Raw genomic sequence first — 16,639 nt, 5'->3', positions numbered from 1 at the left:
CTACGAGGTGAGCGAGCATTCTACTCGCTGTGCAGGTTTGCATAAATCGACTCTGCGAGCTTTTTGCTGATGCCAGGCGCCTTGGCGATTTCTTCGATGCTGGCTCTGGACAATTCCTGAAGGCCACCGAAGTGCTTGAGCAGGTCGCGACGCCGGGTCGGGCCCACGCCGGCAACGCCTTCCAGGGTTGAGGTGCGACGGGTTTTACCGCGCCGGGCACGGTGTCCGGTGATCGCAAAACGGTGAGCTTCGTCACGGATCTGTTGAATCAGGTGCAGCGCCGGCGAGTCGCCTTTGAGGGTGAACTCGTGCGCCGCATCGTTCAAATAAAGCGTCTCGAAGCCCGCCTTGCGGGTGGCGCCCTTGGCCACACCGAGAAGAATCAGGTCAGGCACGGCAAGCTCGTTCATCACGTCACGCGCCATGCTCAGCTGCCCCTTGCCACCGTCCACCAGCAAGATGTCCGGCAATTTACCCTCGCCGTCCTTGATCTTGCTGAAGCGACGCGTGAGGGCCTGGTGCATGGCAGCGTAATCGTCGCCCGCCGTGACGCCTTCGATATTGTAGCGACGGTAATCGGACTTGATCGGGCCCTCGGGACCGAACACTACGCATGACGCGACCGTCGCCTCACCACTGGAATGGCTGATGTCGTAGCACTCCAGCCGCTGCGGCGGCTCGTCGAGCTTGAGCACTTGCGCCAACGCTTCGAAGCGCGCAGCGACGTGTTGACGATTGGCCAGACGCGCCATCAACGCCTGCTCGGCGTTGGTCACGGCCAGCTGCTGCCAGCGCGCACGCGTTCCCCGCACTCGATGGCTGATGGTCATCTCGCGGCCCCGCGAGGCATCGATCGCGTCAATCAGCGCCGGGAAGTCTTCGCTGACCACGTTGACGATGACTTCGCCGGGCAACTCCCGCTCGCCGCCACCCAAAAAGTACTGCGCCAGGAAGGCGGACATGACTTCGCCCACCTCCTCCTCGATACCGACCTGGGGGAAGAAATTCTTGCTGCCCAACACTCGCCCGCCACGCACGCTGATGAGGTGCACGCAGGCGCCGCCCGGGTTGACGAATGCCGCCACGACGTCGACGTCGCCGGTACCGCCATCCATGCTCTGCTGGTCCTGAACGCGGCGCAGCAGGCCGATCTGATCACGCAGCTCGGCGGCATGCTCGAAATCCAGGTCCATTGCCGCCTTTTCCATCAATGCGTTGAGTTCGTCTGTCAGGGCATTGCTGCGCCCTTCCAGGAACATCACCGAGTGACGGACGTCATCGTTGTAGACCTGGGGCTCCACAAGATTCACGCAAGGCGCCTTGCAGCGCTTGATCTGGTACTGCAGGCAAGGCCGCGTGCGGTTCTTGTAGAAGCTGTCTTCGCACTGCCGAACGTGGAAGGTCTTCTGCAGAATGCTCAGGCTTTCGCGAATCGCGCCGGCGCTGGGGTAAGGCCCGAAATAACGGCCCTTGGCCTTTTTGGCGCCGCGGTGGATGCTCAGCCGCGGAAACTCACCGTCGGACAGGTGCACGTAAGGGTAGGACTTGTCGTCACGCAGCAGGATGTTGTAAGGCGGACGCGACTCCTTGATCAGGGTTTGTTCCAGCAGCAACGCCTCGGTTTCGTTGGCGGTGATGGTGGTTTCGACCTCAGCGATCCGCGCCACCAGCGCCCCGGTTTTCGGGGCATGGCCGGTTTTGCGGAAGTAGCTGGCGAGACGTTTCTTTAGATTCTTGGCCTTGCCGACGTACAGCAGCTTGCCGTCGACATCGAACATCCGATATACGCCGGGGCGGCCACTGCAGGTGGACAGGAAAGCACTGGGATCAAACGGCTGGGTCATTTAGGCGCTGGCGTCGACCATGCCGTGACGGACGGCCAGCAGGGCCAGTTCCACGTCACTGCCAATCGACAGCTTCTCGAATATGCGGTACCGGTAGGTATTCACGGTTTTGGGGGACAGGCAAAGCTTGTCGGAGATTGTCTGCACTTTCTGGCAGCCGACAATCATAAGGGCAATCTGGATTTCGCGCTCGGACAAGAGATCGAATGGCGAATTGCTAGTCTGCGGCTGAAACGATTTGAGTGCCAGTTGCTGCGCGATCTGCGGGCTGATGTAGCGCTGACCGGCGAATACCAGGCGAATGGCCTGCACCATCTCGGTCAACCCGGCGCCTTTGGTCATGTACCCCGCCGCACCCGCTTGCAACAGCCGCGTCGGGAACGGATCTTCCTCGCACACCGTGACGGCGACCACCTTCATGTCCGGGTGGCTGCGAATGAGTTTGCGCGTCGCTTCCAGCCCGCCGATGCCGGGCATCTTGACGTCCATCAGCACCACGTCGGGCTTCAACTCGCGGGCCTTCTGCAACGACTCTTCGCCCGACTCGGCCTGCCCCACCACCTGCAAGCCTTCGATGTCGGCCAGCATGCGCGTGATACCTGTCCGAACCAGATCGTGGTCATCGACAACCAGCACCCTAATCAAGCAGACACCTCACCGAACAATTCATGACGACAACACGCCACGTAAGCAAAAAGAAAGTAAGCGATCGGCTCTGGCGCACTTCACTCGCCTGTGTGCCAGATGACCTGAAACGCTGCCGACAAACTATCATCATCGGCCGCCAAACTTGATAAAAATCTTCAAACAGACGACTGCCAAAGAACCGGAAAACCGTTATAGCTTCTTGTCCGCCCCATAGCCGCTCTGGTATTCGGCCAGGGTGGAGGTCAACCGGCAGATCGCGTCCTGCTCTTCCTTGCCCAGGTTGCGGTAACTGCCCACCATCCATTCTTCGTTTTCGCTCAGGCCCACAATGGGGACCGGGGTGCGAACGCCCGTTAATACGTACAACACGTCAACACCGCGATGGGCGACCCGGGCCAGATAATCGGCCTTGGGTGTGCGCTCGCCGTTTTCGTACTTGCCCTGCGCGTTGGCCTCGACGCCACCAATTTCACCGAATGCGCGCTGCGAGAGGCCCAGGCGCTCGCGCTCTTCCCGAATCCGGACATTAATTCCACTCATTTGGATGCATAACCTTGTTGACCCCACCCTTACGAGTGGTAGAATCGAAATAATTTGAACGAACTTGAACGGTTTTGAACTATGCCCGGAATCCGTACCGCCGCACAAGCCAAGGCCTGGCTGGAACAGCAAGGCAAATCGGTTCAAGAATTTGCGAGGGAGCACAACGTCGACCCGGCGACGACCTATCAAGTGCTGTCCGGGCGCAAGAAGGGACGCCGGGGGGAGTCGCACAAAGTCGCGGTGCTGCTGGGCATGAAGATCGGCGTGATTTCACCTGCGGTCGCGCCCAAGAAGGCCTCCGAAAACTGAATCGACACTTTTATAGCGTCTTGTCTGATCTTAAAACCAGGGCGGGTCGATCAGCCTTATGCAATTTTCCAATTGAAGAAACCGTCGGGGCTGAAGTAAGCTCGGCGGCAATCCACGGAGACCGACCATGTTGCCTTCCCTTCCCACTCAGTTGTTCAGCACCGCCGACGCTTCTCGTCTGGCTGCGCGTGCCGCTGGCTGGAGCGCGGCAAGTTCTGTGACTCCTGCGTCTTATTTTTATGGGTATTGGTTTAGCCACTGGCGCGCCTGATACCCAAACGGCGGCCTGAACTTCGGGACGCCCACCAGAGATAACTCTCACCCCCGGTCGGCCTCCCGACCGGGGGTTTTGTTTTTCTGGCCCTCACCTTTTTTTAATGATCGATTCAAGGAGCAGCACATGAACCGCATTCACTATTACCGCAACGACATCGACTTCGCCTGGCGATTTAGTCACCTCCGTTCGGGACAGCCTGCCGCCTCCGATCGGTCACTCACAGGTGGCAACGCCCTACTCACAGCCAACCCGGCCAATTGTCGAACACCCCAGTAGGTCCGCGCGGGATTACCCGCCGACCAGGAAGGCCCTCATGAATTCGCCCATCGTCAGCAACACGCTCCCCCCTCTGCCGTCCAGCGCCGTGTCCCTGGATGAAGGCCGCCCGGCCCCGAAACGCCTGCCCACCCCGTTCGCGCTGAAACAGCTGCTACCGCTGGACGCCGCCTTGACTGAACAGGTCGCGGCCCACCGCCAGTCGATTCGCGCCATCCTCAACGGCGCAGATTCGCGCCTGCTGGTCGTCGTCGGTCCGTGCTCGATCCACGATCCGCTCGCCGCACTTGAATACGCCGAACGCCTGGCGCGCCTGGCTGCCGAGGTGAGCGACCAGATGCTCCTGGTCATGCGTGCCTATGTCGAGAAGCCGCGCACCACGGTGGGCTGGAAAGGTTTGGCTTATGACCCCGCGCTGGACGGCAGTGACGACATGGCGGAGGGCCTGGCCCTGTCGCGACGGTTGATGGGCGAAATGGTCCGGCTCGGCTTGCCGATTGCAACCGAGCTGCTGCAACCGATGGCAGCGGGCTACTTCGATGACGTGTTGAGCTGGGTGGCCATTGGCGCAAGGACGACCGAATCGCAGATTCACCGGGAAATGGCCAGCGGCCTGGGCGTGCCCACCGGCTTCAAGAACGGCACCGACGGCGGGGTTGCCGTGGCTTGTGATGCGATTCGCTCGGCGGCTCACGCCCACCGTCACTTCGGCATGGACCCACACGGTCACCCGGCTGTGATCGAAACGTCGGGCAATCCCGACACCCATATTGTTCTGCGCGGCGGTCACGGCGGGCCCAATTATGACGCGGCCAGCGTTGCAGCGGTGAATGCCAGTCTGGCGAAACAGCGCATGGCCGCACGCATCATGGTTGATTGCAGTCATGCCAACAGCGGCAAAGATCCACTGCGTCAACCCGCGGTGTTCAACGACGTGCTGCAGCAGCGACTGGCGGGTGAGCGGACGCTTATCGGCATGATGCTGGAAAGTCACCTGTTCGAAGGCTGCCAGCCGTTGAGTGCTTCGCTCAAGTACGGCGTTTCAGTGACGGACGCGTGCATGGGCTGGGAATCGACGGAGCGCCTGCTGCGCGACGCCGTGGACAAACTGCGTTACAGGTAGCATTTCATCACAGGATGCCGGTGCCGGGCGTGTCACCGGCTTCCGGTTTCACCGACGCTGCGGTCATCAGCGGCGTGTCGTAAGCAGGACGCCCCCCGTGGGAAAGCGTCCCACACACCCGACGTAATGACGCGGCTACCCAAGCGCCTTTTCTGCCCACCCGGCAAACAGGGCCTGAAACGCTTGGCCGCGCCCCTTACTGTGGCTGAGAAGCCCCGTCGTCTCGCCGCAGCCGGGCCCTTCCGGCGATGTTCTGACTGGTTAAGCTCGATCCCTCTTTGCCCACCCAGGATTGATCGACATGAACAAGGAAGTCACCACCAAGTACCCCATTTTGCTGATCCACGGCTTGTTCGGCTTTGACCGGATCGGCAAGGTGGACATGTTCCATGCCATCCCGCAGGCACTGGAGAAAGCCGGCTGCAGGGTCCATGTGCCGGCGCTTTCCGGCGTTCACGACAACGAAACCCGCGGCGAGCAACTGATCGAGCAGATCGAGCGCTTTCTGCGCCGCACCGGCTACCTTCGGGTCAACCTGATCGGACACAGTCAGGGCGCACTCACCTCCCGCTATGCCGCCGCCCTGCGCCCCGACATCGTCGCGTCCGTCACCTCTGTGAGCGGCCCCAACCACGGCTCGGAGGTGGCGGATCGGGTACGCCGGGCCCTGACGCCAGGGCAGATGCCTGAAGCGGTGGCGTCACGGCTGACCGCCGGATTCGCCCACTTTCTCGCGCTGCTGAGTGGCAACTCCGAACTGCCTCAAGACCCGATTCAGGCACTGGATGCGCTGACGACCGAAGGGGTCGCCGCGTTCAATCGCCAGTATTCCCAGGGACTGCCATCCACTTGGGGCGGCGAAGGCGCTGAGCACGTCAACGGCGTTCACTATTATTCGTGGAGCGGGTGCATCGAGGGCTCGTTGCGTGCAGAAGGCCGCAACGCGCTGGACCCGCTGCACCTGGCACTGCGCAGTTACGCGCTGCTGTTCGAGAAGGAGGCCGCGTCCAATGATGGTCTGGTAGGCCGATTCAGCTCGCACCTGGGCAAGGTGATCCGCTCGGACTACCCGATGGACCACGTGGACTCGATCAATCAGAGTGCAGGGCTGGTGCGCAAGCACGTTGACCCGGTCAGCCTGTATGTGGACCACGCCGCGCTGCTGTTCCGCAAAGGTCTTTAGCCCGCAAAGTCACCTGTCACGCCACCGCGCGAAAGCCGGAACTTTCTAGGGAAAAGCGGCCCTTATTCCGGTACGCTCGTTTCTTTTTTTCACAGGAGTCATCCCGATGGCCAAAGCCACTGCCCGCCACATCCTTGTATCCAGCGAAGAGAAGTGCAACGAACTCAAAGCGCAGATCGAAGGCGGCGCTGATTTTGCCGAAGTCGCAAAGTCCAATTCCAGCTGCCCGTCCAGCCGTCAAGGTGGCGACCTTGGCTCCTTCGGACCGGGTCAGATGGTGAAGGAGTTCGACACCGTGGTGTTCAGCGCACCGGTCAACGTGGTCCAGGGCCCGGTGAAAACCCAGTTCGGTTATCACTTGCTGGAAGTCACCAGCCGCCAGGACTGATCCTCCACGCTGCTGCACGAACGGCCCGCCCTTAAAAGCGGGCCGTTTGTTTATCGAATCCCCGCCACACGGCAGTATTGTCCGGTTACAAAGACCCGGGCTTTGCGGTACCTTGCCGCTGGGGTAATTAATAACAAACCAGACCGGCCGCAAACGCCGTCATGACCTTCAACCCTGATATTGGTCGCCAATGTCAGTCAGGATTCGTGTAATGCGTTTTGTTTTGTCATCGCTGATGCTTGCAACACTCTTCCTCGGTTCAGGTTTTCAGGCGTCGTCCGCCGCCCCTCAACACGCATTGACCGTCTACGGCGAGGCGCCGCGCTACCCGGCGACTTTCGGGCATTTCGATTACGTCAACGCGGATGCCCCCAAAGGTGGCAGCATGCGCCGCTCCGCCCAGGAGATCGGCCAGTTCGACCACATCATGCCGTACCTCGACAAGGGCACGGGCGTGGCACAGGTCAACGGCTTGTTGTACTCGCCCCTGGCGGTGAGGTCGCTGGACGAACCCTACACCGTGTATGGCTTGATCGCGGAAAAAATGGAACGCGCCCCAGACGGTATGTCGCTGCGTTTTTACCTGAGCCCCAAGGCGAAGTTCGCCGACGGCTCCTCCATCACCGCAGAGGACGTGCGTTTCACCTACAACCTGCTGATGACCCAGGGCAGCCTGTCGTACCGCACCGAATTTCAGGACGTCAAAGGCGTTGAGGTCGAGTCGCCCTCACAGATCCGGTTCGACTTCAAAAGCAACGAAAGCCGCACCCTGCCTCTGGATCTGGCCTCGCTGCCGGTATTCCCCGAACACTGGTGGAAGGACCGCGACTTTGCCAACGGCGGCGGTTTCGAGATCCCGGTCGGCAGCGGCCCGTACCGGATCGGCAAGGTCGACCCGGGGCGCAGCATCACCTTCGAACGCAACCCTGACTGGTGGGGCAAAGACCTGCCGGTCAATCGCGGCACGTACAACTTCGATCACTTCAGCGTCGAATACTTCGGCGACACCGACGTGGCCCGTCAGGTGCTGCGCGGCGGCGGTTATGACTACAACCGCGAGTATTCCGCCACCGGCTATTCCATCGGCTACGACAGCCCGGCCCTGACCGAGGGTCGGCTGCAACGTGAGCACCTGGCCAAGGGCGCCGTGCAAAGTTCTCAGGGTTTCGTGTTCAATCTCGACCGTCCGAAGTTTCACGACCGCCGCGTGCGTCAGGCGCTGGCCATGCTCTGGGACTTCGAATGGACCAACAAGCAGATGATGCGCAACGTTTACGTGCGGCAGAACAGCTACTTCTCCAACAGTGATCTGGCGGCGACGGCGTTGCCCACCGAGTCCGAGCTGAAGATTCTTGAGCCACTGCGCGGTCAGGTGCCGCCGGAAGTCTTTACCACGGTGTTCCAGACCCCGAAGACCGACGGCAGCGGGTTCATTCGCGACAAACAGCTGCAGGCCTTGGCATTGCTTGAAGAAGCAGGCTGGATGCCCCAGGGCGACAAGCTGGTCAACGCTCAGGGCGAGCCGTTGAGCTTTACCTTTCTCAACGGCCAGAGCGGCTTCGAGAAAATCCTGCTGCCGTACAAGCGAAACCTGGCGCAGATCGGCATCGATTTCGAGATCCGCCGCATTGACTCGGCCCAGTACCTGAACCGGGTCATGGCCCGGGACTACGACATGATTGTCACCGGCTACGGCGTTTCGACCTCCCCCGGCATGGAGCTGTACAACAACTTCGGGTCGAAAGTGGCAACCGACGCCGGCTCCAGCAACTACATGGTCCTGCGCGACCCGGCCGTCGACACCTTGATCGAGGGCCTGGCCAAAGCGGACAGCAAGCCCGCGATGATCGATTACGCTCACGCCCTGGACCGGGTATTGCAGTGGGGCTTCTACTGGATTCCCAACTATTACCCGCCCGGCTCTTCCACGGTGTGGTGGAATCGCTTCGGCATTCCGAAGGTTCAGGCCAGCAACAGCGAGGCCATCGACACCTGGTGGGAGGTCAGCCCTCAAGCGTTGACCAATGAACAGTTCGCCCAGCAACGGGGCGCTTCCGCCGTTCCCTCGGAGGTCAAGTAATGCTCGGCTACCTGATGAGGCGCCTACTGCTGATCATTCCGACGCTGCTGTGCATTCTGCTGGTCAACTTCTTCATCGTGCAGGCCGCACCGGGTGGCCCGGTCGAGCAAGCGATCGCCAAGCTGCAAGGTGTGGCCGGTGGCACCATCGGCGCCGGCCACACCGAAACCATGAATGCCGGTCAGTCACGTGCCAGCCGGGGCCTTGACCCCAAGCTGATCAAGGAAATCGAGCACCAATACGGTTTCGACAAGCCTTTGCATGAGCGTTTGTGGCTGATGCTGAAGAACTATGCGCAACTGGATTTCGGCAACAGCTTCTTTCGCGGGGCAAAGGTGACCGACCTGATCCTGCAAAAGATGCCGGTCTCAATCTCGCTGGGGCTGTGGGCGACCCTGATCACCTATTTAGTGTCGATCCCCCTGGGCATCCGCAAAGCGGTCAAACACGGCAGCCACTTCGACATCTGGAGCAGCACGGCCATCATCATCGGCTACGCGATGCCCGCCTTTCTGTTTGCCATGCTGCTGGTGGTGCTGTTCGCCGGCGGTACATCGCTGAGCTGGTTCCCGGTGCGCGGTCTGGTGTCGGAGAACTTCGATCAACTGAGCACCCTGGGCAAGATTGCCGACTACTTCTGGCACTTGGTGTTGCCGGTCACTTCGCTGGTCATTGGCGGCTTCGCGACGCTGACCATTCTGACCAAAAACTCCTTTCTCAACGAAGTCACCCGTCAATACGTGGTCACCGCCCGTGCCAAAGGGCTGAGTGAGCGACGCGTCCTCTACGGCCATGTGTTTCGCAACGCCATGCTGCTGATCGTGGCCGGCATCCCGCAGGCGTTCATCAGCGTGTTCTTCGCCGGCTCATTGATGATCGAGGTGATCTTCTCCCTCGATGGCCTCGGGCGCATGAGTTATGAAGCCGCCGTCTCGCGGGATTATCCGGTGGTGTTCGGGACGCTGTTCATCTTCACGCTGTTCGGGTTGCTGATAAAACTGGTCGGAGACATTTGCTACACCCTGGTTGACCCCCGAATCGACTTCAGCGCGAGGAATGCGTAATGCGCCGACTGTCTCCTGTGGCGCGCCGCCGATTCGAGCGCTTCCGCAATAATCGCCGCGGCTGGTGGTCGCTGTGGCTGTTCTGCGGGCTGTTCGTGCTCAGCCTGTGCGGCGAACTCATCGCCAACGACAAACCTCTGCTGCTCAGTTATGAGCATGAGCTGTATTTCCCTGCGTTCAAGCGTCACACCGAACAGGAATTCGGCGGACAATTGCCGTTTCAGCCGGATTACCGCAGCGATTACGTACGCCAGCTGATCAGCAAGGGCGATGGCTGGATGCTGTTTCCGCCGATTCCGTTCAGCGATGACACGCCCAACTATGACCTGAACAAACCGGCGCCCAGCCCGCCCTCCTCCATCAACTGGCTGGGCACCGACGATCAGGCCCGGGACGTACTGGCCCGGGTGATTTTCGGCGCGCGGGTGTCGATCTTGTTTGCCCTGGCGCTGACCTTCATCAGTGCGCTGATCGGCATCGCCGCCGGCGCGTTGCAGGGTTATTACGGCGGCTGGGTGGATTTGATCGGCCAACGCCTGCTGGAAGTCTGGTCCGGGCTGCCGGTGCTGTACCTGCTGATCATTCTGTCGGGCTTTGTCGAGCCTAATTTCTGGTGGCTGCTGGGGATCATGGCGCTGTTCTCGTGGCTGGCGCTGGTGGACGTGGTGCGCGCCGAGTTCCTGCGCGGGCGCAACCTCGAGTACGTCAAAGCGGCGCGCGCCCTGGGCCTGAATGATCGCAAGGTGATCCTGCGGCACATTCTGCCCAATGCCATGAACGCCACCCTGAGCTACTTGCCGTTCATTCTGACCGGGGCGATCTCCACCCTGACTGCGCTGGATTTTCTCGGCTTCGGCATGCCGGCCGGCAGCGCGTCCCTGGGCGAGCTTATCGCCCAGGGCAAACAGAACCTGCAGGCGCCGTGGCTGGGCTTTACCGCATTTTTTACCCTGGCGCTGATCCTGTCGCTGCTGGTGTTCATAGGCGAGGCCCTGCGGGATGCCTTCGACCCGAGGTCCTGAGATGTCCGAAAACCTGATCGAAATCCGCGACCTGTCGGTGTCGTTCAATGGCAACACCGTGGTCAAGCACCTCAGCCTGGACATCCCCGCCGGCGAATGCCTGGCACTGGTCGGCGAGTCGGGCTCGGGCAAATCGGTGACGGCGCACTCGATTCTGCAGTTGTTGCCCCATGCCGGCACGCTGAGCACCGGCAGCATCCGTTACCGCGGCAAGGAACTGCTCGGCGCCGACGGCAACGTCATGCGCGAGCTTCGCGGCAACCAGATCGCGATGATCTTTCAGGAACCCATGACCTCGCTGAACCCCCTGCACACGGTGTCTCGACAGATCGGCGAGACCCTGCTGCTGCACAAGGGCCTGGCAGGCAAGGCGGCGCAGGCGCGGATTGTTGAACTGCTGGAACTGGTCGGTATTCAACACCCGAAGAAGCGCCTGAAGGCCTACCCACACGAATTGTCCGGCGGCCAGCGCCAGCGGGTGATGATCGCCATGGCACTGGCCTGCGAACCGGAACTGTTGATTGCCGATGAGCCCACCACGGCGCTGGATGTAACGGTGCAGCGCAAGATTCTGCTGCTGCTCAAACAGTTGCAGCAACGGTTGAACATGTCGCTGTTGCTCATCAGCCACGACCTGAACCTGGTGCACAGCATCGCCCAGCGTGTGTGCGTGATGCGTGCCGGCGAAATCGTCGAGCAGTCCAGTTGCCAGCTGTTGTTCAAACAACCGCAGCATCCCTACAGCCGCTTGCTGCTGGACGCGGAACCGGCGGGCGAGCCGTTGCCGCGTGACGCCCGCGAAAAGGTGCTTGAGGTCGATAACCTGCGCGTCTGGTTCTCCCTCGGTGGCGGGATTTTCAACCGGCACCACGAATACCTGAAGGCCGTCGACGACATCAGCCTGAGCATCGAACGCGGCAAAACCCTGGGCATCGTCGGCGAATCCGGGTCAGGCAAATCGACACTTGGTCAGGCCATCCTCCGCTTGCTGGAATCACGTGGCAGTATCCGCTTCAAGGGTCAGGCGCTGGACAGCCTCAATCAGAAGCAAATGCGTCCATGGCGCAAGCAGATGCAGGTGGTTTTTCAGGACCCTTACGGCAGCCTCAGCCCGCGCATGTCGGTGGCACAGATCATCAGCGAGGGCCTGGAAGTCCACAGCGACCTGGACAAGGCCAGTTGTGAGGCCGAAGTGATTCGCGCGCTGGAAGAAGTCGGCATCGATCCGTCGAGCCGGCACCGTTACCCCCATGAATTCTCTGGCGGGCAACGGCAACGTATCGCCATTGCCCGAGCCCTTGTGCTCAAACCTGCCCTGATATTGCTCGATGAACCGACGTCTGCCCTGGACCGCACGGTGCAGAAGCAAGTCGTGGCGTTGCTGCGCCAGTTGCAGGAGCGACACGGCCTGACCTATCTGTTCATCAGCCACGATCTGGCCGTGGTCAAGGCGCTTGCCCATGACGTGATCGTGGTCAAGGACGGCAAGGTAGTGGAGCGCGGCGCGAGCCACGATGTATTCGATGCACCGCAACACCCCTATACCCGGGAATTGTTGGCGGCGGCGCACCCGGGCTTTAATTGAAACGTGCCCGAACCCGTAGTCTGTGCGGCCAGATGCCGAGAATCAGGACGATAGAACGCAGATGAAAGACAGTGAGAGCCTCAAGGATTACCGACGCGTACGGCGACTGGCGATCCGTTCGCTCTTCGAGATCATCGAGCAGTCCAGCGAAGGCACGGTCATCGTTGACCGCGACGCTCGCATCGTCTGGATCAACGAACGGTACGCCCGCCGTTTTGGCCTGGAAGACCCCAGCCGCGCGGTGGGGCAGCCGTGTGAGCAGGTGATTCCCGGCAGCCTGCTGCGTCAGGTGGCAAGCAACGGTCAGCCGATTCTGTTGGACATGATGGACACCGCGAAGGACCCGCTGGTGGTCATGCGCTTGCCCATTCATGACGACGGCGGCGCGGTGATCGGTGCTATCGGTTTTGCGCTGTTCGATGAGCTGCACGCGCTGTCGCCGCTGCTCAAGCGTTATTCGAGCATGCAGCAGGAACTGGCCTCGACCCGTTCGCTGCTGCGCGCCCGTCAGGCCAAATACAGTTTTGCGCACTTCATCGGCACCAGTGCCGCCAGCCTTGAGGTCAAGCGCCGCGCACGTCGCAGCGCCAGCACCGATTCCCCGGTGTTGCTGCTCGGGGAGACCGGCACCGGCAAGGAGCTGCTCGCCCATGCGGTGCACAACAGCTCGCCACGGGCGCACAAGCCGTTCATCAGCATCAACAGCGCAGCGATTCCCGAGGCGTTGCTGGAAGCGGAATTCTTCGGCACGGCCCCGGGCGCCTTTACCGGCGCCGACCGCAAGGGCCGCCACGGCAAACTGCACCTGGCGGAGGGCGGCACCTTGTTTCTCGACGAGATCGGCGACATGCCGTTGCCGTTGCAAAGCAAGCTGCTGCGCGTCTTGCAGGAAAAGGAATACGAGCCTGTGGGCTCCAACCAGATGATCAAAAGCGATGTGCGCCTGATCGCCGCAACGTCCACGGACCTCGAAGCGGCCATCAAGCGCGGCCAGTTTCGCGCCGACCTGTATTACCGCCTCAGCGTGTTGCCCCTCGAGGTGCCGCCGTTGCGCGAGCGTCTGGATGATATTCCGGCGTTGACCGAGGCGATCCTCGAGGACTTGCGCAGCCAGCAGGAACTGACGCCTGCTGCCTTGGCGGCCCTCGCGCAACATGCGTGGCCAGGCAACATTCGCGAGCTGCGCAACGTGCTGGAGCGCGCGGCGCTGCTCAGTGACGACGTGCAACTCAACCCCAGCGACATCCGCGCCGCCATCGGCACCTTGATTCCCGTCGCGAGCCCGGCCGTGGCGGGCACCGTCGCGCCCACTCACCAGACGTACAGCGAGGCGCGGCAGCACTTCGACCGGACGCTCATTCAGGCGAAGCTGGCACAGTGCGCGGGTAACGTGATCCTCGCGGCACAGCAACTAGGGCTGGGGCGTTCGACGCTGTACAAGAAAATGGCGGCACTGGGCATTGCCGAGTCTCAATAGTGAGACTGCGTGTCTATTAACCGGGACGCATCGCACAACGCCGGTTCAGAGCTTTCACGACTCCAGAGCTCGGATTCGCCGAGGGTAATCGTTGCAAGCTCGTCTCATTTTCTGGACAGCCTGCACACGGAACATCCCCGTCGGCAAAAAATAGGCTTTGAATTCAGCCGGTTAGCGCGATGGCATGAAAGTAGCTATACCTCCTGTTGCGCGGCGTTGCCGCACCCAAAACAAAAACAACAGGAGACACTCGATGAGTGTGATCATCGCTTTAGCGGCCCTCACGCTGCTGATGCTGGCTGCGTACCGGGGTTATAGCGTCATCCTCTTTGCACCCATCGCGGCGCTTGGCGCGGTACTGCTCACCGACCCCTCTGCCGTGGCGCCTGCCTTCACCGGCGTGTTCATGGACAAGATGGTCGGCTTCGTCAAACTCTACTTTCCGGTGTTTCTGCTCGGCGCCGTGTTCGGCAAGCTGATCGAGCTGTCCGGGTTCTCGCGCTCCATCGTGGCTGCCGCCATTCGCCTGCTGGGCACTCGGCAAGCGATGCTGGTGATCGTGCTGGTCTGCGCGCTGCTCACTTACGGCGGCGTATCGCTGTTCGTGGTGGTGTTTGCGGTCTACCCGTTCGCTGCCGAGATGTTCCGCCAGAGCAACATTCCCAAGCGGCTGATTCCGGCCACCATCGCGTTGGGTGCGTTCTCGTTCACCATGGACGCCCTTCCCGGCACTCCGCAGATTCAGAACATTATCCCCTCGACCTTCTTCAACACCACCGCGTGGGCTGCGCCCTGGCTGGGCCTGATCGGCACGGCGTTTGTCTTCAGTGCCGGCATGCTGTTCCTGCAACGCCAGCGCAACAGGGCACAGCGCGCCGGCGAAGGCTATGGCACCGAGCTGCGCAACGAGCCGGAAACCCCGGCCGACATCGCCCTGCCTAACCCCTGGATCGCGCTGGCGCCGCTGTTGCTGGTCGGGGTCATGAACCTGCTGTTCACCCAGTGGATTCCGCAGTGGTACGGCAAGACCCACTCCCTCGCGCTGCCGGGCATGGCGACGCCGGTGCAGACCGACATCGCCAAGATCACCGCCATCTGGGCGGTCGAGGCGGCGTTGCTGGTGGGCATCGTTTTTGTGCTGCTGTTCGCCTTCAGCACGGTTAAATCCAAGCTGGCCGAGGGCAGTAAAGGAGCGGTCAGCGGCGCACTGCTGGCGGCGATGAACACCGCGTCGGAATACGGTTTTGGCGCCGTGATCGCGTCGTTGCCCGGGTTCCTGGTGCTGGCCGACGGGCTCAAGAGCATCCCCAATCCGCTGGTCAACGAAGCGATAACTGTGACGCTGCTGGCCGGTATCACGGGTTCGGCCTCGGGGGGGATGAGCATCGCCCTGGCGGCGATGTCCGACAGTTTCATCGCGGCGGCCCATGCGGCAAACATTCCCCTTGAGGTGTTGCACCGCGTCGCCGCCATGGCCAGCGGCGGCATGGACACGCTTCCGCACAATGGCGCGGTCATCACGCTGCTGGCGGTGACTGGCTTGACCCACCGCGAGGCGTACAAGGACATTTTCGGCATCACCCTTATCAAGACCCTCGCGGTATTCGTGGTGATTGGCGTTTTCTATGCAACCGGCATCGTATGAGGAATTGAACATGAGTCTGCAAGGCAAAACCGCTCTGGTCACCGGCTCCACCAGCGGCATCGGTCTGGGCATCGCGCTGACGCTTGCCAAGGCCGGCGCGAATGTGGTGCTCAACGGTTTCGGCGATGCATCGGCGGTGGTCGAGCAGGTCAAACAGTACGGTGGCCATGTCGGCCACCACCCGGCGGACGTCAGCGATGTCGCGCAGATCGCCGACATGATCGCCTACGCCGAACGCGAGTTCGGCGGGGTCGACATCCTGGTGAACAACGCAGGAATTCAGCACGTCGACGCGGTGGAGGATTTCCCGGTCGAGAGCTGGGACAAGATCATCGCCATTAATCTGTCCTCGGTGTTTCACAGCACGCGATTGTGTCTGCCGGGCATGCGCGCCAAGGGCTGGGGCCGGATTGTGAACATTGCCTCGGTGCATGGTCTGGTGGGTTCTACCGGCAAAGCCGCGTATGTGGCGGCCAAGCACGGGGTCATCGGTTTGACCAAGGTGGTCGGCCTGGAAACCGCCGCCAGCAATGTCACCTGTAACGCCATTTGCCCGGGTTGGGTGTTGACGCCACTGGTGCAGAAGCAGATTGATGATCGTGCCGCCGAAACCGGCGATCTGGAGCAGGCAAAACACGACCTGCTGGCGGAGAAACAGCCGTCGCTGGAGTTCGTGACACCTTCCCAGCTGGGCGAGCTGACGTTATTTCTGTGCAGCGAAGCGGGCGCGCAGGTGCGCGGTGCGGCGTGGAATATCGATGGTGGATGGCTGGCGCGGTAGACACCATGCCCTGTCGATCGTCTCCCGGGCACAGGCGATTGCCGGCGGAATACGTGGCCTGTAGGAGCCGGCTTGCTGGCGAACACGCTGGGTCAATGACAGGGTCGTACCTGACACAACGGGTTCGCCAGCAAGCCGGCTCCTACGGATCGTGCCTGGTCTTCCGTTAGTACCGCGGGAGGCAGCGGGGCTTACCTTTCAGTTCCCCGGTTCGTCGCGCTCGTCCACCAGCCCCCAATCCTTCACGTTCACCTGCGCCGCCGGTTGCGGGGCGCGCGGTGCGGTGACGATGGTCGACGGCCCGTTCTCGCTGTGCAGTTTCAGGCGCAGGCGCACGTTGTTGGCCGAGTCGGCGTTCTTCAGGGCTTCGTCTTCGGTGATCGCGCCCTCCACT

At 61.5% G+C, this 16,639-nt stretch carries 14 protein-coding genes and 1 pseudogene; 11 read left to right on the top strand and 4 right to left on the bottom strand.

The window, feature by feature from the left end; translation table 11 throughout:
• Positions 1-20: 20 nt before the first annotated feature.
• The 3 genes from uvrC to VF672_RS08575 all read right to left on the bottom strand — a co-directional run bounded on the left by uvrC (position 21) and on the right by VF672_RS08575 (position 3,032).
• Positions 21-1,844: an excinuclease ABC subunit UvrC gene (gene uvrC, locus VF672_RS08585; RefSeq protein ID WP_331103638.1), complete on the bottom strand. Its 1,824-nt coding sequence runs from the start codon at positions 1,842-1,844 to the stop codon at positions 21-23.
• Complete coding sequence (gene gacA / locus VF672_RS08580) at positions 1,845-2,489, bottom strand: response regulator transcription factor GacA (protein WP_265385780.1); 645 nt, start codon at positions 2,487-2,489, stop codon at positions 1,845-1,847. It lies immediately after the preceding gene.
• 192 nt (positions 2,490-2,681) lie between these two features.
• Entirely contained in the window at positions 2,682-3,032 is a 351-nt protein-coding gene (locus VF672_RS08575; RefSeq protein WP_331103634.1) for a helix-turn-helix transcriptional regulator, read from the bottom strand.
• Between the two features lie 81 nt (positions 3,033-3,113).
• Here VF672_RS08575 and VF672_RS08570 point away from each other — a divergent pair, with 81 nt between their 5' ends.
• The 11 genes from VF672_RS08570 (at position 3,114) to VF672_RS08520 (ending at position 16,245) form a co-directional block, all read left to right on the top strand.
• Positions 3,114-3,344 (top strand): DNA-binding protein, encoded by a 231-nt coding sequence (locus VF672_RS08570; RefSeq protein ID WP_331103632.1) that lies wholly within the window; start codon positions 3,114-3,116, stop codon positions 3,342-3,344.
• A gap of 590 nt (positions 3,345-3,934) precedes the next feature.
• Complete coding sequence (locus tag VF672_RS08565; RefSeq protein ID WP_331103630.1) at positions 3,935-5,020, top strand: 3-deoxy-7-phosphoheptulonate synthase; 1,086 nt, start codon at positions 3,935-3,937, stop codon at positions 5,018-5,020.
• Positions 5,021-5,321: 301 nt separating this feature from the next.
• The gene (locus tag VF672_RS08560; RefSeq protein ID WP_331103628.1) at positions 5,322-6,203 is read left to right on the top strand and encodes a triacylglycerol lipase; all 882 of its coding nucleotides are present in this window, start codon (positions 5,322-5,324) and stop codon (positions 6,201-6,203) included.
• A 106-nt stretch (positions 6,204-6,309) separates the two neighbouring features.
• The gene (locus VF672_RS08555) at positions 6,310-6,591 is read left to right on the top strand and encodes a peptidylprolyl isomerase (protein WP_027898593.1); all 282 of its coding nucleotides are present in this window, start codon (positions 6,310-6,312) and stop codon (positions 6,589-6,591) included.
• 211 nt (positions 6,592-6,802) lie between these two features.
• Positions 6,803-8,671, top strand: a complete 1,869-nt coding sequence (locus VF672_RS08550) for an extracellular solute-binding protein (protein WP_331103620.1) — start codon at positions 6,803-6,805, stop codon at positions 8,669-8,671.
• Positions 8,671-9,735: a microcin C ABC transporter permease YejB gene (locus VF672_RS08545; RefSeq protein WP_331103618.1), complete on the top strand. Its 1,065-nt coding sequence runs from the start codon at positions 8,671-8,673 to the stop codon at positions 9,733-9,735. Before VF672_RS08550 ends, VF672_RS08545 begins: the two co-directional genes overlap by 1 nt.
• Positions 9,735-10,757, top strand: a complete 1,023-nt coding sequence (locus tag VF672_RS08540; protein ID WP_331103616.1) for an ABC transporter permease — start codon at positions 9,735-9,737, stop codon at positions 10,755-10,757. Before VF672_RS08545 ends, VF672_RS08540 begins: the two co-directional genes overlap by 1 nt.
• A 1-nt stretch (position 10,758) precedes the next feature.
• Entirely contained in the window at positions 10,759-12,342 is a 1,584-nt protein-coding gene (locus tag VF672_RS08535; protein ID WP_331103614.1) for an ABC transporter ATP-binding protein, read from the top strand.
• A gap of 61 nt (positions 12,343-12,403) precedes the next feature.
• Complete coding sequence (locus tag VF672_RS08530) at positions 12,404-13,819, top strand: sigma-54 interaction domain-containing protein (protein ID WP_331103612.1); 1,416 nt, start codon at positions 12,404-12,406, stop codon at positions 13,817-13,819.
• A gap of 253 nt (positions 13,820-14,072) precedes the next feature.
• A complete protein-coding gene (locus VF672_RS08525; RefSeq protein ID WP_331103610.1) occupies positions 14,073-15,464 on the top strand; it encodes a GntP family permease in 1,392 nt (463 codons plus the stop codon).
• Positions 15,465-15,474: 10 nt separating this feature from the next.
• Positions 15,475-16,245, top strand: a complete 771-nt coding sequence (locus VF672_RS08520) for a 3-hydroxybutyrate dehydrogenase (protein ID WP_331103608.1) — start codon at positions 15,475-15,477, stop codon at positions 16,243-16,245.
• Positions 16,246-16,443: 198 nt separating this feature from the next.
• On the opposite strand, the pseudogene VF672_RS08515 reads toward VF672_RS08520, so the two are convergent.
• Positions 16,444-16,639 (bottom strand): annotated as a pseudogene (locus VF672_RS08515) (type IV pili twitching motility protein PilT); the annotation flags it as partial.

The organism is Pseudomonas sp. (assembly GCF_036387035.1).
In the GTDB taxonomy this organism is placed as follows: Bacteria; Pseudomonadota; Gammaproteobacteria; order Pseudomonadales; family Pseudomonadaceae; genus Aquipseudomonas.
This window is presented reverse-complemented; position numbering and strand designations above follow the sequence as displayed.

Coding starts and splice junctions, on each gene's coding strand:
- VF672_RS08555 (WP_027898593.1), top strand. CDS start 6,310: ATGGCCAAAGCCACTGCCCGCCACATCCTTGTATCCAGCGAAGAGAAG.
- VF672_RS08560 (WP_331103628.1), top strand. CDS start 5,322: ATGAACAAGGAAGTCACCACCAAGTACCCCATTTTGCTGATCCACGGC.
- uvrC (WP_331103638.1), bottom strand. CDS start 1,844: ATGACCCAGCCGTTTGATCCCAGTGCTTTCCTGTCCACCTGCAGTGGC.
- VF672_RS08545 (WP_331103618.1), top strand. CDS start 8,671: ATGCTCGGCTACCTGATGAGGCGCCTACTGCTGATCATTCCGACGCTG.
- VF672_RS08550 (WP_331103620.1), top strand. CDS start 6,803: ATGCGTTTTGTTTTGTCATCGCTGATGCTTGCAACACTCTTCCTCGGT.
- VF672_RS08525 (WP_331103610.1), top strand. CDS start 14,073: ATGAGTGTGATCATCGCTTTAGCGGCCCTCACGCTGCTGATGCTGGCT.
- VF672_RS08530 (WP_331103612.1), top strand. CDS start 12,404: ATGAAAGACAGTGAGAGCCTCAAGGATTACCGACGCGTACGGCGACTG.
- VF672_RS08575 (WP_331103634.1), bottom strand. CDS start 3,032: ATGAGTGGAATTAATGTCCGGATTCGGGAAGAGCGCGAGCGCCTGGGC.
- VF672_RS08540 (WP_331103616.1), top strand. CDS start 9,735: ATGCGCCGACTGTCTCCTGTGGCGCGCCGCCGATTCGAGCGCTTCCGC.
- VF672_RS08520 (WP_331103608.1), top strand. CDS start 15,475: ATGAGTCTGCAAGGCAAAACCGCTCTGGTCACCGGCTCCACCAGCGGC.
- VF672_RS08565 (WP_331103630.1), top strand. CDS start 3,935: ATGAATTCGCCCATCGTCAGCAACACGCTCCCCCCTCTGCCGTCCAGC.
- VF672_RS08535 (WP_331103614.1), top strand. CDS start 10,759: ATGTCCGAAAACCTGATCGAAATCCGCGACCTGTCGGTGTCGTTCAAT.
- VF672_RS08570 (WP_331103632.1), top strand. CDS start 3,114: ATGCCCGGAATCCGTACCGCCGCACAAGCCAAGGCCTGGCTGGAACAG.